Annotated in this window: 23 protein-coding genes and 1 pseudogene; 15 read left to right on the top strand and 9 right to left on the bottom strand. The window is 41.9% G+C overall.

Going from position 1 to position 25920, the window contains the following annotated elements; translation table 11 throughout:
- Positions 1 to 121 precede the first annotated feature (121 nt).
- The 3 genes from AC6JA8_RS09865 to AC6JA8_RS09875 are packed head-to-tail and all read right to left on the bottom strand — an operon-like array spanning position 122 to position 3053.
- Positions 122 to 346: a Flp family type IVb pilin gene (locus AC6JA8_RS09865; protein ID WP_497973650.1), complete on the bottom strand. Its 225-nt coding sequence runs from the start codon at positions 344 to 346 to the stop codon at positions 122 to 124.
- Positions 343 to 1743: a hypothetical protein gene (locus tag AC6JA8_RS09870; protein ID WP_497973651.1), complete on the bottom strand. Its 1401-nt coding sequence runs from the start codon at positions 1741 to 1743 to the stop codon at positions 343 to 345. Before AC6JA8_RS09870 ends, AC6JA8_RS09865 begins: the two co-directional genes overlap by 4 nt.
- Positions 1744 to 1745: 2 nt before the next feature.
- Entirely contained in the window at positions 1746 to 3053 is a 1308-nt protein-coding gene (locus AC6JA8_RS09875) for a hypothetical protein (RefSeq protein WP_497973652.1), read from the bottom strand.
- A gap of 222 nt (positions 3054 to 3275) precedes the next feature.
- Here AC6JA8_RS09875 and AC6JA8_RS09880 point away from each other — a divergent pair, with 222 nt between their 5' ends.
- The 6 genes from AC6JA8_RS09880 (at position 3276) to AC6JA8_RS09905 (ending at position 9206) form a co-directional block, all read left to right on the top strand.
- Positions 3276 to 4406 (top strand): hypothetical protein, encoded by a 1131-nt coding sequence (locus tag AC6JA8_RS09880; protein ID WP_497973653.1) that lies wholly within the window; start codon positions 3276 to 3278, stop codon positions 4404 to 4406.
- A gap of 142 nt (positions 4407 to 4548) precedes the next feature.
- Complete coding sequence (locus AC6JA8_RS09885; protein WP_497973654.1) at positions 4549 to 5709, top strand: hypothetical protein; 1161 nt, start codon at positions 4549 to 4551, stop codon at positions 5707 to 5709.
- Positions 5710 to 5764: 55 nt separating this feature from the next.
- Positions 5765 to 6472 carry a dTMP kinase gene (gene tmk / locus AC6JA8_RS09890; RefSeq protein WP_497973655.1) on the top strand — a complete coding sequence of 236 codons (708 nt, stop codon included), beginning with the start codon at positions 5765 to 5767 and terminating at the stop codon, positions 6470 to 6472.
- A complete protein-coding gene (locus tag AC6JA8_RS09895; protein WP_497973656.1) occupies positions 6473 to 7153 on the top strand; it encodes a DNA polymerase III delta subunit-related protein in 681 nt (226 codons plus the stop codon).
- 59 nt (positions 7154 to 7212) lie between these two features.
- On the top strand, positions 7213 to 8805 hold the full coding sequence (locus tag AC6JA8_RS09900) for a PSP1 domain-containing protein (protein ID WP_497973657.1): 1593 nt from the start codon (positions 7213 to 7215) through the stop codon (positions 8803 to 8805).
- Positions 8806 to 8816: 11 nt separating this feature from the next.
- Positions 8817 to 9206: an Ig-like domain-containing protein gene (locus tag AC6JA8_RS09905; RefSeq protein WP_102243664.1), complete on the top strand. Its 390-nt coding sequence runs from the start codon at positions 8817 to 8819 to the stop codon at positions 9204 to 9206.
- Positions 9207 to 9271: 65 nt separating this feature from the next.
- On the opposite strand, the gene asnS is transcribed toward AC6JA8_RS09905, so the two are convergent.
- Positions 9272 to 10684: an asparagine--tRNA ligase gene (gene asnS, locus AC6JA8_RS09910; protein WP_102243665.1), complete on the bottom strand. Its 1413-nt coding sequence runs from the start codon at positions 10682 to 10684 to the stop codon at positions 9272 to 9274.
- Positions 10685 to 10712: 28 nt separating this feature from the next.
- On the bottom strand, positions 10713 to 11708 hold the full coding sequence (locus AC6JA8_RS09915) for an adenosine kinase (RefSeq protein WP_497973658.1): 996 nt from the start codon (positions 11706 to 11708) through the stop codon (positions 10713 to 10715).
- Between the two features lie 69 nt (positions 11709 to 11777).
- On the opposite strand from AC6JA8_RS09915, the gene AC6JA8_RS09920 reads away from it, so the two are divergent.
- A complete protein-coding gene (locus AC6JA8_RS09920; RefSeq protein ID WP_497973659.1) occupies positions 11778 to 12173 on the top strand; it encodes a translation initiation factor in 396 nt (131 codons plus the stop codon).
- Here the strand turns inward: AC6JA8_RS09920 and AC6JA8_RS09925 are convergent.
- Positions 12170 to 12886, bottom strand: coding sequence for a class I SAM-dependent methyltransferase (locus AC6JA8_RS09925; protein WP_497973660.1), 717 nt, complete (start codon positions 12884 to 12886; stop codon positions 12170 to 12172). The two genes, AC6JA8_RS09920 and AC6JA8_RS09925, sit on opposite strands and share 4 nt — an antisense overlap.
- Positions 12887 to 12970: 84 nt before the next feature.
- Between AC6JA8_RS09925 and gcvPB the strand changes: the two genes are divergently transcribed.
- Positions 12971 to 15988, top strand: coding sequence for an aminomethyl-transferring glycine dehydrogenase subunit GcvPB (gene gcvPB, locus AC6JA8_RS09930; RefSeq protein ID WP_497973661.1), 3018 nt, complete (start codon positions 12971 to 12973; stop codon positions 15986 to 15988).
- Between the two features lie 53 nt (positions 15989 to 16041).
- On the opposite strand, the gene AC6JA8_RS09935 is transcribed toward gcvPB, so the two are convergent.
- Complete coding sequence (locus AC6JA8_RS09935) at positions 16042 to 17589, bottom strand: bifunctional metallophosphatase/5'-nucleotidase (RefSeq protein ID WP_497973662.1); 1548 nt, start codon at positions 17587 to 17589, stop codon at positions 16042 to 16044.
- Positions 17590 to 17763: 174 nt separating this feature from the next.
- Between AC6JA8_RS09935 and AC6JA8_RS09940 the strand changes: the two genes are divergently transcribed.
- The 6 genes and pseudogenes from AC6JA8_RS09940 to AC6JA8_RS09965 all read left to right on the top strand — a co-directional run bounded on the left by AC6JA8_RS09940 (position 17764) and on the right by AC6JA8_RS09965 (position 22603).
- The gene (locus AC6JA8_RS09940) at positions 17764 to 19374 is read left to right on the top strand and encodes a peptide chain release factor 3 (RefSeq protein ID WP_497973663.1); all 1611 of its coding nucleotides are present in this window, start codon (positions 17764 to 17766) and stop codon (positions 19372 to 19374) included.
- Positions 19374 to 19889: a VOC family protein gene (locus AC6JA8_RS09945; RefSeq protein WP_497973664.1), complete on the top strand. Its 516-nt coding sequence runs from the start codon at positions 19374 to 19376 to the stop codon at positions 19887 to 19889. Before AC6JA8_RS09940 ends, AC6JA8_RS09945 begins: the two co-directional genes overlap by 1 nt.
- Positions 19889 to 20827, top strand: a complete 939-nt coding sequence (locus tag AC6JA8_RS09950) for a class I SAM-dependent methyltransferase (RefSeq protein WP_497973665.1) — start codon at positions 19889 to 19891, stop codon at positions 20825 to 20827. The genes AC6JA8_RS09945 and AC6JA8_RS09950 overlap by 1 nt, the downstream gene beginning before the upstream one ends.
- The gene (locus AC6JA8_RS09955; protein WP_497973666.1) at positions 20827 to 21972 is read left to right on the top strand and encodes a DEAD/DEAH box helicase; all 1146 of its coding nucleotides are present in this window, start codon (positions 20827 to 20829) and stop codon (positions 21970 to 21972) included. Before AC6JA8_RS09950 ends, AC6JA8_RS09955 begins: the two co-directional genes overlap by 1 nt.
- 112 nt (positions 21973 to 22084) lie before the next feature.
- Positions 22085 to 22255 (top strand): annotated as a pseudogene (locus AC6JA8_RS09960) (HNH endonuclease); the annotation flags it as partial.
- A gap of 39 nt (positions 22256 to 22294) precedes the next feature.
- A complete protein-coding gene (locus tag AC6JA8_RS09965) occupies positions 22295 to 22603 on the top strand; it encodes an HNH endonuclease (RefSeq protein WP_497976881.1) in 309 nt (102 codons plus the stop codon).
- Here AC6JA8_RS09965 and AC6JA8_RS09970 read toward each other — a convergent pair.
- Positions 22600 to 23520: a hypothetical protein gene (locus AC6JA8_RS09970; protein ID WP_497973667.1), complete on the bottom strand. Its 921-nt coding sequence runs from the start codon at positions 23518 to 23520 to the stop codon at positions 22600 to 22602. The two genes, AC6JA8_RS09965 and AC6JA8_RS09970, sit on opposite strands and share 4 nt — an antisense overlap.
- On the bottom strand, positions 23462 to 24100 hold the full coding sequence (locus AC6JA8_RS09975; protein ID WP_497973668.1) for a hypothetical protein: 639 nt from the start codon (positions 24098 to 24100) through the stop codon (positions 23462 to 23464). The genes AC6JA8_RS09970 and AC6JA8_RS09975 overlap by 59 nt, the downstream gene beginning before the upstream one ends.
- 194 nt (positions 24101 to 24294) lie before the next feature.
- On the opposite strand from AC6JA8_RS09975, the gene AC6JA8_RS09980 reads away from it, so the two are divergent.
- Positions 24295 to 25920, top strand: coding sequence for a protein-arginine deiminase family protein (locus tag AC6JA8_RS09980; RefSeq protein WP_497973669.1), 1626 nt, complete (start codon positions 24295 to 24297; stop codon positions 25918 to 25920).

The raw sequence follows: 25920 nt of genomic DNA on the forward strand, positions 1-25920 counted from the left end.
TCGGGGGTAGCCTGGCCTTAATCATTAATATGCCAAATTATACTTAACGCCACGAGTTTAGCAGACTGAGGATGAATCACATTAGTTTTATGCAAAGCGTGAAAAGATTACAGAAGGTTGTTTACTTCTTAAACGGGAAATATTGGTAACGTTTTTTGCCCCCGGTGGGCTGAACGTAACTATTGATTTTACAAAGGAGCTTACCTTTATTCGAGGGGTTAGAGCACTGGTCGATATTACCTAAGTACCTGGTTTTTATATAGCCAAAAAGCGAGGTTACAATGGCCGTCACCACCACCAGAAGCAGGATATACTCCACCGCTGTCTGCCCTTTTTGGTTTCTCACAGGGACTCCTGCCATCGCTTGATTTCAATAAGAGACGAAAAAGTCCCCAAAGAATCTTCATTATAGGGGCCAAAATAGAGCACGTTTTTGAGACGGGAAATTAAAAAAGGAGCGGTGTCCTCTAAGACGCCAGTGATCTTTTTTCTAAAGCCCGCTTCAGTTCTTTTATAAGCGTTGTAATCCTTATCTTCGATAAAAACATCGAGAGTGAACTTCATTTTTGTGTCCACTAATTCAAATGTATACTCCGGAAAAAGAAAATTGAGATCATCCATCAGGATGCTTTTGACTCTTTCGCGGATAAAATCGATTTTTGTCCCTTCTTTTTTGGCCATGATCATATTAAAGGTGGCCGTTTTCTCCTCGAAGTACACTTCCCAGAATGGTCTTTCCGTTCCGATTTTAATCGGTGAAGTGAAAACACATTTTTTCCCCTGAAGAAGTTTCGGAACCTCATTCTTAAAATGGAAAACTGTATTGAGGCAATTATAAGAAGCCGACTGAGTGGCCTGAAGTTTAATCGGCAGCCCTACCGGGTATCCCCCAATAAAGGCCATTTTCTGTGGCTTAATAAGGCCATCAAAGCTCTCGAGTTCAAAACTCTTCACAAGCCCACTCTGGAATTTTAAGTCCTGCAGATTTAGTTTTTTAAACTCTCCACCAATAGAAAGGTGATGACTTAAAAGATCAGCAATCAATCGTTCGTGGTCGAGCTTGTAATAAGGAGAGACCAAAGAGAAAAAGAGGTGCATGATCTCCGACTTACTGCCAGTAATACTTAAGCGGTTTTGGAAAAAACCACGCATCATAAAAACCAGGGCATTGAAGTCATATAGTTCTTGTTCAATCATCCCTTCTTTTTGGGCGAAGTGAGAAAAGAAATGATTAAAGTGCCCTTTTAAATCTTCCGGGATTGAGCTTTCAAAAAGAAGCGACATTTTTCCAGCACTCTTTTCATTAAAAAGAAGTGCACTCACCTTCTGGCAGAAATCATTATAAACGGAGTCAAAAGAGATGATTTCGTTTTCATGGGAGAAAGTGCCTGAGAGTTTTTGAGCATCGTAAAAAAGCGAAGGGAATTTACGGCAAAGCTCGCGGAAGTTGCGGTGAGGGACATCGCCAAGCACCACTTGTTTTTTTCCGACGTAAAAATACACTTTTCCGGGCGAGAGGTAGCTTTCAATATTTCTTAAAGGGGCCAAATCCATCGACTCTCCCCAGGCCTTAATGAATTCGACATCCAGGCTCGTCAGGGAGTTCGTGAAAAAATCACCATAATTAAAACGGTCATCATCGAGAACTAAAACTTTTTTGCCACGGTTTAACAAACCGATAGAGAGTAAAAAGGCAAAAAAATTGTGCCCGACAAGTGCGTAATCAAGATTTCTATTAAGCATCCTTACCCTAGAAGTTCAGCAATCACTGCTTTCATTTCACGCGCCGTCTCGTTGCGGAGCTCTTCGCGCTTTGATCGATTCAAAGTCTCTAAATTCATCGACTCTTTAATAGTATAAAAGGAATCTGCTCGATTGAGTACATGAATTTCGTCGGGAAGTAAGGAAGAGGCCAGGTCGTATTCTGTCGAGCGGCCGACCTTAGGGCCCACAACAACAGCATTATTCGAAACAAAGGGTTCTAAAACCGAGTGAATTGATCGCTCATATCCGCCACCCACATAACTAAGGGCAAATAAACTATAAAGCTCACAGAGCACTCCGCCCATTTGCAAGATGACAACAGGATGATGAGTGTAGGTCGTCTGGTTATTAACCACTCCGACATTCTCTTGTCCAAAAAGTTCAATACAGCTTTGCTTTAAGCTCAAAACAAATTCGTCGTCGAGTTTATGAGGAGCAATCAAAAGGTGCAGCTTCTTATCTTTTACCGCCGCAATCAATTTCTCATCTTTTAAAATCGGCATATCTGAAGGCCAGGCACTTCCAAGAATGATCTTTTGATCGGCGGGCAGTGCTTTTAAAACATCTATATAAGTTGTGAGCACATCTTTTTGCGCCAGCACTTCCTGGGCCTTCTGCATTCTCGTCGCAATTCTTGGCACGCGGAAATCGCATGAGAAGACTTTCTTAGGTGTTCCCGAAAAAAGCTTCGTGAAGTTTTCTTTTTCTTTATCAGTCGCCGCAATCACAACATCAAAACACATAAAACTCTGCAGCTTAAACCACGATGTTTTTTTAAATGCACCAGAGACCAGAATAAATTTTTTCTTAAAGAGTTTTAACGTCAGAAGCTCAGGGAAAAAATCATAGCGACAAAAAACCACCACAGGCGCACTCACCCATTCCCACACACTTTGAAAATAGAGCAGATTAAAAGGCGAAGCTGACAAAAGTGGAAGCCTGAAGAGACGGATCAGTTCAGGGTGACTCTTATAAAGGTTGTGGCATTTCACTTCAACCGAAGGAGATGAATAAATAATTTCAACCTTCTTTTTCTGATCGAGCACGGCCTCAATTAACGGCCTGACCTGCTCTAATTCTCCCTCAGAAGAAATCTCAAAACAGTAGTCGGCCTTAAGATTGTCTCTTTTAAATGAGCGGCACTCTTCCTCAAGAAAGTTCAGGCGTTCAAAGTTGAGTCTTTTTTTGAAAAAAGGAACCAAAGGTCTTAACACAACGATCAAAATCGACAGTGGTAAACGAATTAAAGTGGCCTGCAATAGGAGAAAAATAAAAAAAACTTGTGACATCGACTCTCAGATTCTCAAACCAGTGCCAGCTTGTCACTTAATATTCTGACAGCTGCTCCGCTACGAGCTTTTCGACTAAACATTTCTTACTTTTTCTTACTCTTGGCCCTTTTATGGACAACTAATTAAAATGTCATTGTAATCTTGAGTAAACTAATAAAGAATAATGAATCCGATTGCACGGGGTACACTGAAGTAACTATCTAATGAGGAGTGGAAGAGATGTTTTCTAAACTTACTATGAGTCTAGCAATGGCGATGAGCTTAATGCTTGCTAGTAACGCTATGGCGCAAACAACAACGACAAAGAAAAAAGCGACTGACGCAAAGGCCCTAGAGGCAAAAAAGGCGGAAGAAGCTCGTCTTGCTGAAGCTGCAAAAAAAGCTGAAGAAGAAAAAGCGCTTGAAGCTAAAAGAGCTGAAGAAGCAAAACTAGCTGCTGAAAAAGCTGCTGCAAAAGACCAAGGCCCAATCTGGGGATACCTAAAATCTCACTTTAGTGCTTCATACCACGGTGAATATTACTTCACGAGAAAAGATGTTAACAGTGCAAACAAAGATGACCACGACATCCAAGATCTAAAGATCATGCACAACCCGACAATCATTTACCGCCCAGTACAAAACTGGAAATTCCTTGCTACATCTGAATTTAAATACACAGATGCTGAAGCAAAAGGAACATTCATCAACCGTCACTACAGATCACTTCTACTTTTAACTCGCGAAAACGTGTTAACTGAAAAAGAAAATGGTCTAAAAATGGACGTCGGTGTTGGCCGTCGTATCTTCGACCGTAACCACGGTGCTGCTTCTGGATACGGTAACTCTCGTATCAACACAAGCTTAAGCAAAAAATTCGGTGATAACCTTTCTACATCTATGCTGGTTCAGTACCTATACAATGACCCTGCAAAAGGAAAAGTAAAAGCGACGACATGGAAACACAGCTTAGAGCTAATTCCATCGTTCACGTTCCAGATCACAGATAAACTATCTTACTTCTTTAACGATGACTTCATCCTAAACACTCCATGGCAAGATGGAACTGCTAAGGACTTCGATATCTCTCACGAGATGAACATCGGGGTTGTGTCTTACCAGTTCAACGACAACAACAGTGCTTACTTCCAATTCAAGTACCTTCACTTCTCAGGCGCTCCATTTGCTCAGGCACCTGGTGTTGATGACTGGTTCGAGTACTACATTGGTCACACTTACTCATTTACTCCAAAAGTCAGCCTAACGGCCGAAGTTGGATCGAAGATCTTCGGAGCTAAAGACGGAAGAGACTTTTTTGCAAAAGAAGTTAAATACCCAGAATTCGCTCTTTATTTCGACGTTGCTCTTTAATCAAAAATCAATGGGGTTGGGCCTTTGCCCAACCCTTTTTGTCTCCTAATCCCATCACTTTCTCCCTAAATAATCTCTCCTAATAACCGATAAATAATCTGATAAACCGTGTTTTTTTAAGCACAAACCAGGGTTCGAGATTATGGCCAATCAAGCATTAAAAACTGTGACACTAAAGGATTTCCTTTATAGCGAAGGAGAAGCTTGTCAAAACGTCGATGCCCGCGAGCACGTTTTTGAAATAAGAGCAGAAGCTGATTCAAGTTTTGGTTATATCACCCTCTATGATTTAAAAAACTATTTGATTGATCACCACGATGAAGTCAAAGACTACCAGGTAAGAAACATCGATAGCAACGAGTGGATTGCTCTTTTTGAACACCCTTATTTCCAGAGAAGAAAACCGCAATTAGTTTCAGCAACAACTTTAAGCACAGATGATGAACAACAGTATTTCATGCTAAGAAACGGCCAAAAAACTGGTCCGTTTGAAAAATATGAACTGACAACAATGCTGGAAGATAAAGAAATTCTTCTGACAGATATGGTCTCTACAAACCACGGTCATACGTGGATGAAGCTCTATCAGGTAGATGGATTTGACCGCAGATCGCTTAAAGAATCTGACCAACTTCCAGGTGTTCCCTCTCACGTTTTAATGCAGCAACAAGAATCAGTCATGGCCATTTCGCCAGAGACAGAAGCGATTTCAGGCCTTGCTTACCTAAGCAACGTCAAGCGCGGGAAATCTTTTGAGAGAGAAAAAATCGATACATCTTTTACAGCTGATTCAAAACCAGGCACAAGTAGCAGCACTATTTATAAGTGGCTTCTAGTGGTTTCGATTGTGGGAATTGGTTATTTCTTATTCCACATTAAAAACCAACTAAGCTCACCTTTTTCGAATAAAGAAGCGAAGTCAGTGGGTGAACAAGCGGAAATGCTTGATCCAGTAAATATGAACGAGCCAATGCCGCCACAAACCAATCCAAGTGCAAGAAGTCAGTTGGGTGAAAGACGTCAAAATAACCAGGTCAACGACCAGGGACGCTCGGGAAAATTTGAAACAAGAAACCTTAATCCAATCAGGCCAAATCAAAGAAAATCGTTCATGGAATCTTCAAAATTCCAGGAAATTAACGCAGGTGAAGACGATCCAAATTATTTCTACGACAACACCAGCGCCATGGAATTAGACCCGGTTAGATCGCAGGTTTCAAAGGAAAACTACGACAATTCTGGGTCAGAAGACGGTCCAATTCCTTCGAGTGACAACCTTTTTGAGAGTGAAGTGTCGAACTAAAAACACCCTTTAACTTCTCGAATATTTTAGGTACTCTAAGGGTGAGGACAACAACATGAAAGAAATCACCCAAGAATTACTGAATTCATTTAGAGCACCCGCTTTTCCCGGCTCATTCTTTTTGAGCTTTGAAGGAATTGAAGGCGCGGGTAAATCAACTCAAATTATTAAATTAAAAAACTACCTGGAAGAAAAAAACTTCCGCGTTCTCGTTCTGCGCGAGCCAGGCGGAACTCCGTTTGGCGAAAAAATGCGCCAGGCAATTTTAGAAACAAAAACTGAGATCACGCCTCTTGCCGAAGCTCACCTATTTGCTTCTTCACGCGCTCAACTTCTTTCTGAAGTTGTTTTAAAAGAACTAGCTATTCCTAACACAGTTATCATCTGTGACCGCTATATCGACAGCTCTCTGGTTTACCAGGGGCACTCAAGAGGTTTAGGTGTTGCTGAAGTCTTAAACATTCACAACGTTTTCCCGCTTAACCTGGTTCCTCACCTGACGTTCTATTTAAGAATCAATGTGGAGACATCGGAAAAGCGCCAGAAAATGAGAAATGCTCCTAAGGATTATTTCGAATCAAAAGGTGTGGATTTCTACAAGAAACTAGTCGTCGGCTACGATCTTATGGCGGAGCTTTTCCCTAACAGGATTTTAAAGCTTGATGCAGAAGTGACTCTTGATCAGATGACGATGCAGATTTTTGAAGCGACAAATAAACTTATTAGCCAGAGCAGGTCTGCTAATCTGGAAGAAGAACTATAAGTGTCGTCTTCTCTTACCCAAACTCTACTTTTAAAGTATGAAAAAAACCAATTGGGATCGGTGTATCTCGCCAGGTATGGTGTGCACACTGATCCCAAAGAATGGGGCCATGATTTTTTAAAGGCCATCACCCCTCTTCAAGACCACCCGGATGTTTTATGGGTGGAGTTAGATAAAAAAGAAAACTCTTACAAGGTTGAGTCTCAGGGAATTTTAGATCTATTAAAATTTCTTAACTACAAGGCCTTTGAACTCAAAAAGAAATTTATTTTCATCATGGATGCTCATCTTTTAAGCACCGTTGTCTCAAATAAACTGCTTAAAGTTTTCGAAGAACTTCCAGAAGACTTCTGCCTCTTTCTTTTTGCTCCTAAAGATGAAAACCTTCTGGCCACGGTTGAGAGCCGTGCTATTAAAGTCCTTCTGCCTTCTGGTGAAGACAAGACTGATTATGATGCTCCCCCACTGGAGTTTGCTTCTGCTCAGGAGCTTCTCGCAGAACTCAAGGCCTCAGAGGATGAACTTCTTTTAGAAAAAAAGTTTATTGAAGAGCGTCTAAACAAAACCCTTAAGAGTGCGAGTTTTAAAGGCTGCTCAGAAGAACTGGAAAAGCTAAAGCACTACTCAGAAAGTGAAGCTTTCAACAACACCAAACTCTCGCGTTTATCCCTGTTTTTTTAGTTTTGACTTACTGCTATGTGCAGTGACTTCCGTTCGTAATTCCCTAGAATATAAGGCTAGTGCTAATTTTTACGGAATTTAATTTAATGCAACCCAATTCTCAAGATACAGCATCGACATACGAAGATGCAGATACGCTAAACGAAGAAATTTCAAACGACACCATCGAGATTGATGAATCAGACAGCGAAGCTTCTGAGGAAAATATCGATCAAAGCGAAAAAGAAAACTCGCGCTTTAAAGAAGGTGAAATCATCACCATGATCCGCGTGCGCTTTCCCGGCAACGCCCGCTCGTTTCCTTTTTTAATTGGAAAGCGCAAGTTTGCTTACGGTCAGAAAGTTGTGGCCATGAGTGATAGAGGGATGACTGTTGGCTATATCAACTCATTTCCTTACGATGTGACTTTCAACAAATCAATGCTCCCTATCCGCTCGATTGCTAAAGTGGCAACGGCCGAAGATATCAAAGCGCAGATTGAATTCCGCGATTCTGAAAAGCGCGCTGAAGTTATTTGTTTACACTTAATTGAAAAATACAAACTGGATATGATTCTCACTCACGTGGAGTTCACGCAGTTTGGTAAAAAGGCCGTATTCTATTTCAACGCTCCAGCAAGAGTTGACTTCAGAGACCTGGTTAAAGACCTGGTGTATGAACTAAAAATGAGAATTGAACTTCGCCAGATCTCAGTGCGCGACCGCGCTGCTGCTATCGGGGCCATTGGGGCCTGTGGTCTTCAGACATGTTGTTCATCGTTCTTAAAGAACTATGGAAACGTTTCTATTAAGATGGCCAAGAACCAGAACCTGGCACTTATTCCAAGTAAGCTTAACGGTGTTTGCGGCCAGATTAAGTGTTGTATCAAGTACGAAGACGATGTTTACTCAGACAAAAGAAAAAATCTTCCGAAAGAAGGAACATTTATCAGAGCGCTTAACGGCGATAGAGGTAAAGTTTTAAAACTTCACATTCTGGTTGAGCAGTTTGAAATGCTGACAGACACGGGAATCAAGAGAACGTACGCAGTCAACCAATACCACGCCAAAGATTCAGAACTTCCAGGAGACTACCGTTTCCCTGAGACGTTTGAACATATCACTAACGAGACATCGACAGTTATTGGTCTTTCAAAAGAAGAAAAGCTAAAAGCTGATCAGTTCATGGAACACAACACGCTTAAGACGTTTGATAAAAACCTTGAAGGTGAAGAATTAGAATACGCTGAAAAGAACGCTGACTTTGAAGAGTTCGACGAAGAAGACTCTGAGGAAATTGCTGAAGTGATGAACGCTTCAGAAAAAATCACAGCGGAAGCTGAGCAGATTACAAAATCTCACCAGCACCAAAATCAACAACGTCGCCCACAGCAACAACATCAGCAGGGGCAACGTCCACAACAGCAGCAACAAAGACGTCCAGAGCACAACAAGAATCAACAAAACCAAGGGCCAAGACCTCCGCGTCCACAAGGCGAAGCTCAACAAGCTCAAGGACAAGGACAACCAGGTGAACCACGCCCACCAGGACAAGGGCGCAACCGCAATAGAAACAGAAATAGGAACCGCAACAGAAACCGCGAAGGTGGAACTCCTAATAACAACCAATCACAAGCACGTGATAATAATAACAAACCGAAAACCGAAAACTAGGAGAGGCCTTTATGAAAAAATTACTTCTTGCTTGCTCACTACTTTTATCCCTGCCGGTATTTGCCAAGACTAATGTTCAAGGAAACATCGAACTGTCGTCTGAAAAAGGTGTTGAGAGACACTACTACCACTTTGGTGTTCAAAGAGTGCACTCGTACTCATCGATCGCTTATCGTGTAACAAACACAGGAACAACTCCACTGAACATGATCCGCGCAACAATTGGTGGAACAAACTACGGTGCGAGCACAAACTGCCGTACACTTCAACCGGGTGAGAGATGTTCTTTTAGAATTGACTACCGTCCATTCTTTGAAGGATACCACACTGGAAGATTCACGCTTTCATTTGACCAAGACAGCCACATTGTCGTGGATGTTTCAGGACAAGCTGTTCGTTAATTTTTAAATTTTCATTTAAGACAAAAAAAAGGCCCTCTTAATAGAGGGCCTTTTTATTTTGACGACTAGAAGTCACAATTTTTTGGAGTTCTTGGAAACGGAATCACGTCTCTAATGTTGTTCATCCCAGTGATGTACATAAGAGCTCTTTCAAACCCTAGACCAAATCCTGCGTGAGGCACAGACCCGAAACGACGAAGGTCTAAGTACCACCATAGCGGCTCTTTTTGCATGTGCATTTCATCCATTCTCGCTTCAAGCTTTGCAAGATCATCTTCACGTTGAGAACCACCGATAATCTCCCCAACACCTGGAACCAGGATGTCCATCGCACGGACTGTTTTTCCATCCGGGTTTTGCTTCATATAGAAGGCCTTAAATTGTTTTGGGTAATCTGTTACGATAACCGGCATCTTGAAGTGAACTTCTGCCAGGTAGCGCTCGTGTTCAGTTTGTAGTTCATCTCCCCAGTTTGTCGGGTATTCGAATTTCTTCACCGCCGGATCAACCTTTCCTAAAATCTCCATCGCTTCAGTGTAAGTGATGCGCATAAATTTTGAATCGCGAACGTGTTTTAAGATCTCCATGTGGTTTTTCTCACAAGTTGCATCTTCACGGTTGATTAAGAACTCAAGTTCTTTAGGAGCTTTTTCTAAAGCGTAAGCAATTAAGTATTTGATGTAGTCTGTGGCAAGGCCCGCGATTTCATCTAAATCAGCAAAAGCAACTTCTGGCTCAATCATCCAGAACTCAGAAAGGTGGCGAGTTGTGTTTGAGTTCTCCGATCTAAATGTCGGCCCAAACGTGTACACAGCTCCAAGCCCCATAGCGTAGCACTCACCTTCTAGCTGACCAGTTACGGCCAGGAAAGTTTCTTTTCCAAAGTAGTCGCGAGAGAAATCAAGTTTCCCTTCTTTTGTCTTTGGAGACTTTGTGACGTCTGAAGCTAGAGTTGAAACAGTAAACATTTCACCTGCACCTTCAGCATCTACGCCTGAGATGATCGGTGAGTTTAAATAGAAAAATCCTCTATTAGAGAAGAACTCATGAGTGGCCATCGCTAAATGGTGGCGAACTCTCATGATCGCTCCAAACGTGTTTGTCCTGATTCTAAGGTGAGCTTGCTCTCTTAGGAATTCAAGCGATGTCGCTTTCTTTTGAAGCGGGTATGTTTCATCAGTTTTACCGATGATTTCAACAGACTTTGCCTGCATTTCAATCGATTGAACTTTTCCACCACCGCGAACCAGGCGTCCAGTCACAGCAACAGCGGAACCAGAAAGAAGACCTGCTACTTCAGCATAGTTTGGCAGGACTTCATCGACGATAATTTGCAGGTTCTCTTGAGAAGAGCCGTCGTTTAAAACCAGGAATGAAAATTTCTTCGAGTTACGAACAGATCTCAGCCAGCCTTTTACTGTGGCGTCTGTATCAACGATCTCTTCTGTTAAAATTTTTTTTACACTTAAGCGGTCCATATATTTCCTTATCTATATAAAATAATTTTTAAGCGAGTTGTTCTTTAATCTTTTTTGCTTGCTCTGGACGTAAGCGGGCCCCAAACTGAGTGACCAGTGTTGAAGAAGCAAAACAGCCTAACTTAGCGGCTTCCCCGTACGTCATACCGTTATTAATACCGTATAACATTGCGCCTGCAAAAAGATCTCCCGCACCGTTGGTGTCGATTGCTTCAACCGGCATCGTGACCACCTGGATTTCTTCTTTTCCATCAAAAACTAAAGCTCCCTTTGGCCCTAGAGTGATAGCAAAAGTTTTAGCAATCTTCTTTAGTGCGCTGACCGCTTCATTCAGGTCATTTGATTTTGTGTAAGCGTAAGCTTCAGCTTCGTTACAAAATAGTAAATCAACCCCATCACCGATCATTTCTTTTAGGCCATCAGCAAAGAAATTCACCATGTTTACGTCTGAGAACGTCAGTGCTGTTTTTACATTGTGAGTTTCAGCGATTTTTTTTGCTTTAACAGACGCTTCTTTCCCTGTCGGGCTCGCAACTAAATACCCTTCAATATAAAGATAGTTAGAATTTTTAATATGCTCTTCCATCAATTCTTTTGTAGAAAAATTTGATGTAATTCCTAAGAATGTATTCATTGTCCTGTCGGCATCTGGAGTGATCAAAACGATACACTTTCCAGTGATGCCTGGTTCAAGTGAGCTTGAAGAAAGGTTGGTCTCAACACCGTTGTCCATCAGGTCTTTAAAATAAAAATCCCCAGTTTCATCGCTAGCCACTTTACATGAGTAAAAACTTTTTCCACCAAATTGAGACACAGCAATCATTGTGTTGGCAGCAGAGCCTCCACAAGATCTTTTATGTTGAGTTCCATGAAGAGTGTTAATGATTTCTGTTTGACGATTTTCATCTACCAGGGTCATAAGACCTTTTTCAATATTGGCCTTTTTTAAGAAGTCCGCTGTGACTTCAAATTCCATATCGACCAGGGCGTTTCCAATTCCATAAACGTCAAATTTCTTTGCCATAACCTACTCATTCCTTTTAATATAAAATCTCTTTTTTGATTAAATTAGAATAATGAAAAACCGCTAAAAATGAAACAAAATAAACCTGTCAAAGAAAGCGCCACCCGCCTTGTTTACTCCAGCGATGGCTCCCATTTAAAACTCTGCAAAAAATGTGGTGAAGACCCATGCGTTTGCGCTGACTCACCTCTCCAATCAGTGCCGATTGATCCGGCAAAAGTCACTTTGAAGTTAAAACTAGAAAAGAACCAGCGCGGTGGAAAATTAGTGACAGTGATTCACGATTTCCCGTTTAACCCGACCTACTTTGAAGACCTGGCCAAAAAGCTAAAGAATCATTGTGGAACAGGTGGAACTTATAAAAAAGAGGCCAAGCCCCAGATTGAACTTCAAGGGGATCAAAGAGATAAGGCCGAGGCCTTATTAACAAAACTTGGGTTTAAAACTAAACGCAGCGGCGGTTAAAAAATCTTATACATATCGTAGCGAGTGCTCTTGCCAACGTAACTCGCTGTCGGCTTCTCTTTAATAGGGTCTGCTTCAAGCGGACGCTTTACCACCACTCTTTCGGTTGCTGTTTTTAAGGCCCACTCTAAAAATTCTTTTGAGTCCGGATCATCTCCGACGATTTCCTTAAAGATGCGCATCTCCTTGCGTGCCAGGGCCGATTTTTTTTTGGCGGGGTACATGGGATCATAATAGATGACTTCAGGTTTATGAGAATGCGTGAGCGTGCGGGCATCGCCGAACTCTAAATGAAAATCCACCGGGAATCTTCGCAAAGCGTCTTTTAAGAGAAGATAAACGGCCGGGTTTCGCTCAAAGCTGGTGAGTTTTGCTCCAAAAAAAGAGATCAATAAACTGTCTTTACCCGTGCCACAAGTAGTGTCCCAAATCACTCTTTTTTCCCCACTTCCCTTAATGGCCAGTGCTTTTGCCAATGGTTCCTTGGAAAGTGCGTAGTTTTGTCTCTGGTGATACTTCATGAGTTCTTCAAAATCAAAACTCATCTCCCCTAATTCATTGGAGTGAAACGAGAGAATCTCCTCACGGTAATAAAGATAATCGCAGAGATCACATAACTTACGCTCTGGTTCAACTACCAATGAGAAACGTTCATTTTCCAGCAAGGCGGACTTTAGAAAATCCGGCCACAAAGAAGCGTTCTCATCGCTCATTTTTATCTTTATCAACTCATTCATTATTGGCTATTATAGGCTCATATTTTGCGTTTTAAAAGAACCATCCAAAAAGGAAATGAAATGACTACGAATTTCAAAAAGCTTCCCTATGACCCGAATAAGCTTCCACGCGAGCTTAAAAAATACTACATCTCTTCATCAAAAGAAGAGCAAGGCGAAATGCTTAAGGCCCTTGGTGCAAAAGAGCTAAAGGATTTATTCTCGCACATCCCGGACAATGTGAAATTCGACAAAGCTCCATTCGTAACAGAAGAATTAGGTTACAACGACCTGATTGCTCACATGGAAACTCTCGCTGCAAAAAACAATTTAAAAACTTGTTTCATCGGCGATGGATTAAAAAATTATAAAGTTCAAGACATCGTTCCTTACGTGTGTGACCTTAGAGGTTTAACTACCGCTTATACTCCATACCAACCAGAAAGATCTCAAGGGACTCTACAAACTCTTTGGATCTACTCTTCAACTCTTTCAATGCTGACAGGGTTTGAAGCGATCAATGCTTCTTTCTACGAAAGATCAACAGCGCTTTATGAAGCGATTCAAACAGCGACAAGACTGGTAAAAGGATCTAACACTGCTCTGGTATGTGAATCAATTTACCCTGGTGATATCGAAGTTCTAAAAACTCAAGCAAAAGAGACGGGACTCAACATCATCACTGTTCCAACTGATAAAGACACAGGGATCACTAACCGCGACACTCTTCACAAGATGGCCACAGACCTAGGTGAGAAATTAGCGTGTATCGTCTTTCCTCAAGTCAACAACTACGGAAACCTTGAAGACGTTCACTCGCTTACTGACCTTTGTTCAGAACTTCAGGTTCAATCAATTGCTCTTTTTGATCCAATGTTACTGGCAACTGAGGGGCTGATTCAGCCATCAGAATTCGGAAGCCAGAAGCAAGGGGCCAACATGATTGTTGGTGAAGGACAACACTTGGCAATCGGTCCGAACTTCGGAGGCCCAGGTCTTGGGATCTTCGGGATTCGTTACAATGACAAAAATAAAAACGACATCAGGCAAACAGCAGGTCGCTTCGTAGGAAGGGCCCGCGATATCAATGGTAAAGATGCTCTGTGTATGGTTCTTTCTACAAGAGAGCAACACATCCGTCGCGAGAAAGCGACATCGAACATCTGTTCTAACCAGTCTTTCGTAGCAAGTGCCGCTGGAGCAGCGATCTTAGCTCGCGGTGAAGACGGGATGACGGAAGCAGCTCTAGCTGGACGCGATTACGCTCTTCAAATGGCGCAAATCCTGACTCAGTACAAGGGTGTTAACCTGGCCTTCCCTTCAACTCCTTTCTACAACGAGTTCGTGCTTGAGCTTCCAGTAAAAGTCAAAGACCTTCAGGCAAAAGCTTCTAAAGCAAACATTCAACTTGGAGTTGATGTCTCTAACCGTCTTCACGATGGCAGAAACCTTCTTCTTCTTTCATTCTTTGACGTGCATAACGACGAAGACTTGGAAAAACTAGAAAACTTCTTTGCAGAGAACTTTGAAGCTGAAGAAAATGATGAATTCCTTCCGGAAATCCCGGAAGACTTCCTGAGAACAACTCCGGTTGGTCTTCCAAATCTTGAAGTCGAAGAGATTAAATCTTTCTACAAAAAGCTAGCTGACTTAAACGTAAGTCCGGATGACAACATCTACCCTCTTGGTTCATGTACAATGAAATACAACCCTTACATCAACGACTGGGCAGCTGGACTAAAAGGATTTACAGACGTTCACCCTCAGGCACCAATTGAAGACGTGCAAGGGTCTCTGGAAGTTCTTTATGAAATCCAGGAAATGTTTAAATCAATCACTGGTCTTCCAGCTGTAACAACTCAACCGGTTGCGGGAGCTCAAGGAGAACTAGTTGGTCTAAAACTATTCCAGGGCTACCACAGAAATAACGGTGAAGCTGACACGAGAAACGTCGTTTTAATCCCAAGATCAGCTCACGGGACAAACCCGGCAACTGCAACAATGGCAGGGTTTGAAACAAAAACTATCGATGGTGTTCAATACGGTATCGTGATCATTGAAGCTGATGGCCGCGGTCACATCAACTTTGAACAGCTAAAAGCTGAAATCGCAAAATACAACACTCGCATCGCCGGTGTGATGGTAACGAACCCAAATACATCTGGGTTATTTGAAACATCATTTAAAGAGATGGCCGATTTAATCCACGGAGTTGGTGGTCTGGTTTATATGGATGGCGCGAACATGAACGCCATTGCCGGATGGATCGACTTAGACAAAATGGGTGTCGATGCTGTTCACAACAACCTACATAAAACTTGGACAATCCCTCACGGAGGTGGTGGTCCTGGAGACGGGATTGTTGCCGTTTCTCACCGCCTAGTAGATTACCTTCCAGGGATTCAGGTTGTGAAAAAAGGAAACTTCTTTGACGTAGAAAAAGCTCCAAAATCAATTGGTTCATTCCACCGTCACGTAGGGAACTTCGCTCATAAAGTGCGCGCTTACACATACATTAAAGCTCTTGGTGGAAACGGCGTCCGCGAGATGTCGGGTGTGGCGGTTCTTGCTGCCCGCTACTTATACGACAGACTAAAGCCAATCTACCCTTCGCTTCCAGAAAACTGTGAAAACGAAACACGTATGCACGAGTTTATCTTAACAATCTCAAAAGAGACTTTTGAGAGAATCGAAAAAGGTGGAACTCCAAAAGCTCAGGCCATTGCTAAAATCGGAAAACTCTTCTTAGACTTCGGTCTTCACGCTCCGACGGTTGCTTTCCCTGAAGTTTACGGACTCATGATTGAGCCGACTGAGTCTTACTCAAAAGCTGAACTTGACCGTTTCGTAGAAGTTGTGAAGGCCATCAATGGTCTAATCAATGAAACACCACACGTGTTAACAACGGCACCTCACTTTACTCCGATAAAGAAAGTAGACGAAGTAGACGCCAACAAGAATTTGACGTTTATGGAAGATTTAAAACACCTTCCTCACTTGTATCACAATGTGATTGAGCCGACTGTTCTATCAAATATGAACATCAATGAAATCTGTGTGGAAATCCAAAAAGCGCACCAAAAGTGTGTTGAAGCTTAAACAAATAAAAGGCCCTCTTAATGAGGGCCTTTTTTTTGCTCTTATAGTGCAAACTAATCTACATCAGGGAAGAAAAATGCATGATTAGCTTCCGTCATTTTATTGATATTTTTGATATCTCTTTCAATTTTCTCTTCTAATGTTTCCCAAATCTTAAACTGAGTTTTCATCGGATTCTTCAGAATCACTTTTGTTTTTGGAGAAATTTCCACTGCCCCTCTTACAATCCCTTCGGTTAAGGCCACTGTATAGTCTTTAAAGATATTAATTCTCTTTCCATTGATTAAGGCCTTGGCAATTTTTGGCCCAAATGGAGTTTTTACCCACTCCAAAGTCATCCCTGAGAAACTTAGAGGCTGCCCAAAATGTGCCAGTGTTTCACAAAGAGTTCTAAGAAGAAGTCCATTTACTTTTACTGTGTAAATAGACCACCCGTGAGTGTCTTTCATGTCAAACACGCGAGGAATTGAGTTCATAATGTCGCGTCTATTAATATTTCCGATCGGGTAGTTTTCACCATTCATTGAAGAAACGTGCATCGCCAGGTCTGTTCCCGCTTTTTCTCTAAGAGCATCAGCGATAAAGTAGGCCCATTTTCTCGATCCAGATTTATCTTCCTCTTTTAAGTCAGAGTAACCTACATTTTCATTGAGCCACTCGCGACCGTACATCTTATCTAATTCATAATCAGCGTCTTCAACCAGTGATTTTACTTCCTGGTCTTCTCCGTTATATTTCACCGGAACAAGTTGATAGGAAACGACTTTTAAAGGTTTTCCTTTTTCTAAATCAACAACGATTCTTCCTAAGTATTTAGTGTGGAATCCCGCCTGAACAACCGGAACTTTTACATCTCTTTTGTTTTTTTCATAAAGAGGTTCAAATAAAGTGGTGTGTGAATGTCCACCGACAACTAAGTCGATATTGCTGGTTTTTTTAGCAAGCTTAAGATCGCGGTTTACTCCAATATGAGTAAGGGCAATAATGAAGTCGTTGTTTCTTTTCTTTAAGATTTTTTCGTAGTCTTGAGCAGTCTTATAGGGACTTTCAATCGTGCTGCCATCAAGCGTCCAGCTAAAGAAAAAATCACTGGTTGTCAGTCCTAGAATCGCAATTTTAATTCCATCGATTTCCAGTTCTTTATAAGCTTGCAGTTTGTCCCTGATATTTGGGTATTTCGAGCTCGATGTCACGTTGGCCGCAAGAAAAGAGAAATTTAAATCGGTATTCTTTAGGATGTCATCTAAACCTTGAGCACCCATCAAGTAATCGTGATTTCCCAGGGCAACAGCATCGTAGCCGACGTTATTGTGGACGTTAAAACTCTTTTGACCTTTGTCGGCCATGTAATAAATATTTCCTTCCAGGAAGTCTCCACCATCAAGAGTGATAGTTGAGATCCCTTCTTTTTTTGCTGCATCTTTGTAGTAGTCAATCAGTGCTTTTAGTCTTGAAGAGCCGCCAACTTCAGAGTCGTGATTGGTGTTATTTAAGAACGAGTGAGTGTCATTAGTGTGAAGGATCTGGACTAATTTTGCATGAGCATCGCTAAACGTTAGACTGACCCCTAGAGAAAGAGCTAAAAATGATGTTTTAAGCATAAGGACCTACTAGGTTAAGTTTGTTTTTATGCCTGACTTTTCGGATTCTTGACCCGTTGCTAAATATTTTCTATCATAGCTCCCGCCTGATTAAATCAGACCGGAAAATAGTGCTTCACCCGTTGGTCTCAATGTGTTAAAAATGCGAGACTTACCTTTTATTTAGGATCATTCATGCTTAGTTCAATGAACACAGCTCCGCGCTGCACATTCGCCATTATTTCCCATCCCGATGCCGGTAAAACGACGATGACTGAAAAGTTGTTGTGGTTTGGTCAAGTTATTCGTGAAACCGGAAAGGTCAAAGCAAAAGACGGCAACTATGCAAAGTCGGACTGGATGGAAATTGAAAAGGAACGTGGGATTTCGATTTCATCTTCTGTGATGAGTTTTCCATATAACGAAAGAGCAATGCACTTACTAGATACTCCAGGTCACAAGGATTTCTCTGAAGATACCTACAGAACACTCACAGCTGTTGAGTCGGTACTGATGATGATCGACTCTGCTAAAGGGGTTGAGGCACAGACGATTAAACTTATGGAAGTTTGTCGTATGAGAGATACGCCGATCGTTACCTTCATGAATAAATACGACCGCGAGGCCATGGACCCGTTTGCTCTTCTTGAAAACGTAGAGAAAATTTTAAATATCCAATGTGTTCCTATGACGTGGCCGATTGGTTCAGGTGTAGACTTCAAAGGAGTTTACGATCTTCGCACAAAACAAATCATGTCGTTTAAAGACGCTAAAGATCCTTTTAACCCAATCATCATTGAAGCTTCTGATTTAGATTCAAAAGCAGTTGTTGATTTCGTGGGAGCTAGACTTCTAGAAACTTTAAAAGAGGAATTAGAATTAGTAAGTTCACTAATTGGCGATTTCAGCATTGAGGAGTTCCTGCACGGAATCCAGACGCCGGTTTTCTTTGGATCGGCCCTCAATAACTTCGGAGTCAAAGAAACACTGGATATGATTTCCACAAACTCGCCAGGCCCTAAGCCTCGCGAAGTTAAGCTTGCTCCCTTTGAGTCTGATTCACCAACTCAAATGATTGACCCGCAATCGACAACTGAGTTTACTGGATTTATTTTTAAGATTCAGGCAAACATGGATAAAAAACACCGCGACCGCGTGGCCTTCATGCGCGTGTGTTCAGGAAAATTTACAAGAAACCAAAAAATTTACCACGTAAGAAGCGAAAAGGAATTAAAGATCCCGACTCCACTTATGTTTCAGGCACAAGATAGAGAGATCACTGAAGAAGCTTTCCCGGGCGACATTATCGGTCTGCACGACACTGGAAAATTCCAGATCGGTGATACGTTTACTGAAAAATCAAAATTCATGTTTACGGGTATCCCTAACTTTGCTCCGGAAATTTTCAATAAAGTTATTCTAAAAGATCCAATGAAAGCAAAACAACTTGAAAAAGGTTTACAACAGCTTTCAGAAGAAGGAACTGTTCAGCTCTTTACTCGCCACACGACAGGAGAAAAAATCCTGGGTGCGGTTGGGGCCCTGCAGTTTGAAGTTGTAAAATACCGTTTAGAAGATGAATACAACGTTAACGCTGACTACGAAGGATACTCTTTCGTTGGTGTCCGTTGGCTTAAGTTTGAAAACGAAAAAGACCAGGACAAGTTCATGGCCAACAACTCTTCAAACGTTGTTTACGACCACAAGAAACGCATGTGTTTTTCAGTGCGCTCTGAATGGGACCTGAAGCTGGTTATGGAAAAAAACCCAACTGTTCACTTCTTTAAAAACTCGGATTACCGCTAATGAAATCGTTAAACGACATCATCACTGACCCGATTCCTTTTTTAGATAAGCTTTTCTCATTGATTGAAAAGGCCGGGATGAATGTTGAAAAATACTACCTGGATCATATTTGCTACCGCGTAGGAAGTGAATCAGAGTATCAGGAAAAAAGATCAGAGCTTAGTCACCATGGTGACATGCTGATTGAATCAATGGTTAACGGGCGCTTAATCGCAACTTATAAACTGCACTCTCCTATTTTGTATAAAGGCAGAAAAATTGATGTGCTGGAACTTCCTGCTCCAAAACCAGGACACTCTTATGCTTCAGGACTTGAGCATGTGGAGTTTGTGGCAACTGAGTCTCTCCATTCAATTGTAGAAAACAATCCAACGTGTTCTTTTGAAACTCAAGGGATCAATAAAGAAATCAATGCTGACATTACCCTTAGACTTGGTGAGTACTGTATTCGTTTTCACAACCAGACGTTGGAAGATGTTATAACAGAAGAAAAGAAACTAATGGGTAAGAACTAATGTCTGATTTAAACACAATTAAAAACCGCCTGGAAAAAAATTATAAACACAGATTAAAATGGGCCAAAAGAGAAGGCCTTGAAGCTTTCCGTCTTTATGAAAAAGACATCCCTGAATTCCCTTTTATTGTCGATATCTACAAAGACAATGCGGTTATTTTTGAAAAACGCGACGAAGAAATCGATGCGGATAAATTCTCACATTTTGAATTCATTATCAGTGCCGTTAAAGACCTGCTTTCAATTGGCGAAGAAAAAGTCGTTATCAAATCGCGTTTTAGACAAAAAGGCACAACTCAATACACGAAGCTGGAAGAAAAAAATGAATTCTTCCCGGTTAAAGAATATAAAGCAAACTTCCTGGTTAACCTTCACGACTACCTGGACACAGGGTTATTCCTGGATCACAGGCCTCTAAGACAAATCGTCACAAAGTCCTCTGAAGGAAAAAAAGTCCTGAACCTTTTTTCATACACAGGTTCAATCAGTGTAATGGCCGCCCTTGGTGGCGCTCGCCAGGTGACGAGTGTTGATATGTCAGCAACGTACATGGACTGGGCAAAAAGAAACTTCGAAGAAAATGGAATCGCTCTTAAAGACCACATCTTTATCGTCGATAGTGCTCTCGATTACCTGGAAAAGGCTTCAAGCCGTTTTGATATGATCATCCTTGATCCTCCGACTTTTTCTAACTCAAAAAAAATGGAAGAGGATTTTGAAGTTGAAAAAGACCAGGTGTTCTTAGTGAAGCACTGTATGCGTCTCTTAGCTCCTGAAGGTGTCCTGTATTTTTCTAACAACAAAAGAAAATTTAAAATGGCCGAAGAACTAATGAGTGCTTACAACATTCAGGACATCACAGGAAAAACAATTCCAGAAGACTACCGCGATCAGAAAGTTCACCACTGCTTTAAGATCACTCATAAAGGTAAGGCCTAATGAATCACTTCCCGGAAGCAATCACCAAGGCCCTAAGTGAAATGAAAATTGAATCGCTCACGCCGATTCAAGAAAGTGCTATTCCTAAAATCCTGGAAGGGCGCGACCTGGTGGCCCTGGCCGAAACTGGAAGTGGAAAAACCCTGGCCTTTGTTCTTCCGATTATCACTAAACTTATCGGTGCTCCCAAAAGACCGACTAAAATGCTAGTTATCACTCCCACCAAGGAGCTCTCAGAGCAAATCCTTGCTGTGGCCAAAAAATGCGCGCGTTTTACCAACATTATCAGCATCAGCCTCTACGGCGGAAAAAGTTTTGATACTCAGGTAAGAGAGTTAAAAAATGGCGTGCACCTTATTGTCGCTTGCCCGGGGCGATTAAAAGATCATATCGAAAAAGAAACTATTGATTTAAGCGGAGTGGAAACGGTTGTTCTCGATGAAGCTGATCAGTTAATGGATATGGGTTTTCTTCCCCATATCAAAGTGGCGATGGATGCGACTGCAAACCGCAAACAAACGCTGCTTTTTTCAGCAACGATGAGTGAAGAAGTTAAGGGCCTTACGGAAGAATTCCTAAAAGACGCTGAGACAATTGAATTTAAGGCCAACAAAACCAAAGCGGCCATTGCTGAAATCTTTGCTCCCATTAGCAATGATCTTCGCTACCCTTTTCTGCGCTTTTTACTTAAAGAACACAAGATTAAATCGTGTTTAATTTTCACTAAGACAAAAGAAGAGGCCAGAAGCCTCAACGCCCTTTTAGTTGCTGATAAATATAAAGCAGCCGTGCTCGAGGGTGATATGACGACTCACCAGAGAAAAAAATCTCTTACGGGTCTAAAAGAAAAAACTATCAACATCCTGGTTGCGACAGATATCGCTAGCCGTGGATTAGATATTCCTCACGTCTCCCACGTCATCAATATCGGGCCTCCTCAAAATAGCGACGCCTACATTCACCGTGTGGGAAGAACTGCTCGTCACGATAAACCGGGAATGGCGATCACCATTTATATCAAAGGCGAGGAAGACTTTGAGCTGGAAGAGATTCTGAGCGCTCAGGGTAAAGAATTAAGCCCTACAAAGTATAAGGAATTCAATTATCAACTGCGCCTTGATAAAAAATCCCTTAAACTGATCTAACATTTGAAAAATAAATGACTTAGAAGTGGCACTCTGACCCCGACCCGGCAAAAAATATTAAAAATTCTGACCGCTTCCCCTACAAAAAAAATTTCATGCTATAATCTTAAGAATGAGAACGTTGCTTTTGGACTGCAACTATTTTCCCGTAAAGATAATAAACTGGCAGAAGGCCATGATACTCCTTCTGACTGGTCGGGCGGAAGTTGTCGATGAATATCAAGATAAACTCATACGAACCGTTTCCACCGCTTATCGTCTCCCCAAAGTTCTCCGGTTATTTCAAAATCATAAAATCTCTCTGAACGTCAAATTTACCCGCATGAATGTTTTCTTCAGAGACCAATTCCAATGCCAATACTGCTCAATTAAACTTCCTGCTTCTGAACTTACTTTCGATCACATTATTCCTGTTTCCCAAAAAGGCCCAACGAGCTGGGAGAATGTCGTCACTTGTTGCAGGCCTTGTAACGGAAAAAAAGGATCAAAGAGTTTGCATGCCTCAGGAATGAACCTTCTTCGCCCGGCCAAAAAACCGCGCTGGTCTCCAGAGCTCTGCCTGAGACTTTCCGATGAAGACCCGAGTGAATGGTGGAACTTTTTCCCAACACAATCTCGTGCCGCTTCTTAATAACTAATCCCGATATTAAGACTCATTGAATTGACTTTGGGGTCAGTGCTCGACTTTGACCTGGTCACCGCGTAGGAAGGAGAAATAGTTATATTCTCCCAAAGATCGATATCTGCATAAGCTTCAATCGTGTTTGAAGTATCATTTTTATCCAGAAGATTTTTTCCATGAGAGTAATTCACTCCTACTGACCAAAAGCTCAAGTCGTTATACTCAATATATCCTCCCGCCGAAGAATCAGACAGATTGCCAACAGTGTCTGAAATATCCGTGTTGTCGATGGAAGTGTTTTTAAAGGCCTTAAGAGTGCTCACCCCTTTGGGAATAAAAGTGTTTTTACTCCAGTCGATCCCAAAGGTAAAAAAATCTCCAATCACCTGAGAGAACCCGATAGTCACTGAGAGTTTTTCATAACGTTCACTCTCAAGCTTGGAGTACTTCATGGAATCGCTTTGCAGGCCAATTGAAAATTTCGTTACACCAAGGGAGTGCTCCTTGCTGGCAGAAGGATTATTTTTTATTGTGAGTTTACCGCTATAAGAAGACCCTTTGTAATTGTTGTAGTCATCTATCTGCTTGTAACCTACGGCCAGTCTCACACTCTGATCAGGCCTATAAATCAATGTGCCTTTATAAGAATGAGCTTCGTTATCTGATCCTGAATCACTACTTTCCTGATTGGATTGACTGGCATAAAGTGAGACAGAAAGTTTTTGAGTCATCCCGAAACCAACGCTGTAATTTTTGCCAATTGTCCCGGTGGAAGTTTGAGAAAGGCCCGCTCCAAAATCAGCGGAGCGGGCCCATTGAGGGGTTATCGTCGCTATAAAAAAAACAGCTAAAACAAAGAGTGTCCAATTAGTCCTTTCGTCCTCTCCTTTCACTTCTTTGTTCTTTGCTGTTTTCCTTCTTCTCATTTTTTCTCTCTTCTTTTATCGCCTTTCTTTCTTCTTTGGCTTCACTTTTAGCATCGCTGCGGGATTCTTTCTGATTCTCTTTTTTATTTTCTTTGGCGTCGTCACTTGCTTCTTCTTTGTCTTCTTTCATTTCTTTTCTTCTTTCTCTGTCTTCTCTCCTTTCATCTCTTCTTCTGTCATCTCTCTCTCGCGGGCCTCGCTCCCTTCTTCTGTCTCTTCGCTCATCATCCCTTCTTGGTGGTCTCTCGGGTCTAATGTCCAGGTCTTTTAAAGCAGAGAAGAAGTCTTCACGGGAAATGTCTCCCGCCTTTAGTTTTTCTCTAAGCTCATCGAGTTTTGCCTTTTGCTCCTCCGTTAAATCAGACTTGGCCTCTGCCCGATCAGACTTATCCGAACGCTCCTTCGTAGGTTTAGTCTTGTCGTTATTCTTGACTGTTTCATCAGTCTTGGTATCCGAGCTTGACTCTGATCCCGCGGAGGAGTCTGTCGTCGTAGTCGCTGCCCCCGTATCCGTTGACTCTTCTTGAGCAAAGGCAGGGATGGAAGTGAGGATAAGGGCCGATAAAAGAACGTGTTTCATAGCTATCACTCCTATTTTGGTCACTCCCTATTTGGAGTGGATCCTTCCCTAAAAGGTAAGGGAAGAATGTTGAAAAACTATGGAGGTGATAAACTCCTTGAAAGGACTAGAGAATTTCCTCTAAATAAAAAGGGCATTTTTTTCACCCCTAAGGTTCTCTTTCTCCCGGGCCTAGCTGTGTTAGAATTTTCTTTATGAAAAAAATCAATCTTATAGGTTCCGCTCTGCTTATGACTTTAACTTTTCATGAGGCCCTGGCACTTGAGTGCCCGGATAAAAACTCAGCTCCGGTGTGCCCTACAAGTGGTGCCACACTTTTAGATGAAACTTATCCCACACAGGCCTTCGTTATTTCCAATCAACCTTACATGCCGACAAAAGATGCAAAGAAAGTAACCCGCAACTTTGTCAGCAAGGTTATTGCAAATTACGATTATGAAAAAGTTCCGCAGATCATTCTGCCAATGACTGATAAAAAAGATTTTGATGTGCTGGTTGCCGATATAAAAAACCAACTGACACAAAAAAACTTACCCGAAGAAAAAATCAACGCCATCATCGGGCAAATCACTTACACTCCGATTCAAAGTTATACCTGGCAACAGGACTGGTTTGAATCTTTTGTTGACTTAAAAACCGGTTCACCTTCAATCAGACAGATTGATAGTTATAACCGTGTCTGGCCAGATTCTGGAGAAAAGCTAAGTAAGGCCGGGGCCCAATGTGAAATAAGTCAGGGGGCCAATATTAAGGAAGCCTACTCTCCCAATGCCAGCGCCAGAAATTTAGAAGATGTTTCTTTTGGCTCTGGAGAAATGGGAGGAAATATTGAAGGGGCCCCAGGTGGCTTCTGCCTGGTTGGAGACAACCAGGGGTCAGTATTTACCAACCAATTCTGTGGAAGCCCAGAGAACGTTATCCAATTGCAGACATCTTGGCTTGCTGTTGGGCACGTGGATGAGATTTTTAAAATCATTCCTACACAATACAATGATGGCCGTCCGAAAGAGTGTGAATTCTCTTTAATGGCCGCTAGTCCGAAAAAAGCATTGGAACTCATGAGCAATCCAAAACAAGGGCAAATCCCTTTTATGGATTTGGATATCAACAATCCAGATAAAGATGCTGCGGAATCAAGAAACACCAGAACAAATATCCGCTTTGGTGGAAACTATGTAACGTGCGAATACATCAACGATATTGTCAAAAAACGTCCTGGTGGAATCAAAACGCTTCCAGCTGGAGCACGCACCGTTTTACTAAAGCTCATCTTCGGAAATGCCCAGGCACAAGATGTGAGCAACGAAGAAAAAATGCTCGTTGAATTGCAAAACAACTGCTCAAACAACATTGACCAGGTCAGCAACTACGAAATCCAGGAAGTGATGAAACTGGATAAACGCTTCACAACTCTCAACGATGCTATTAATGAATCAATTGAAAAAGATAAGGCGCTGATTAAATCAAAAATTCTCTCTCGCCTTCCTCAGTGTGCTAAATACTACGATGAGCTGGATGTCCCAAATATTTTCTATGGTGGTTATACGATGGAGAATCCAGAGACGAAAAAAGTTGAACTGGCAAAACCGGGCTCGACAAATTCGTTTCTTCCTAACCCTACCAACTCAGTTCTCATGAATAAAACAGTCGTCTTTCCAGACACTGGCAACAACCTGTTTAACGGTTATTTAAAAGACGAAATGAAAAAGAGAAAAATCAAATCTGATTTTATCTCGAGCTGGGATTATGCTCACCTTGGCGCTGGAAATATCCACTGCTCAAGCCACTCAATCCCACACTGTCGTCCGGCGGGGAAATAA

The organism is Bacteriovorax sp. HI3, from assembly GCF_059738875.1.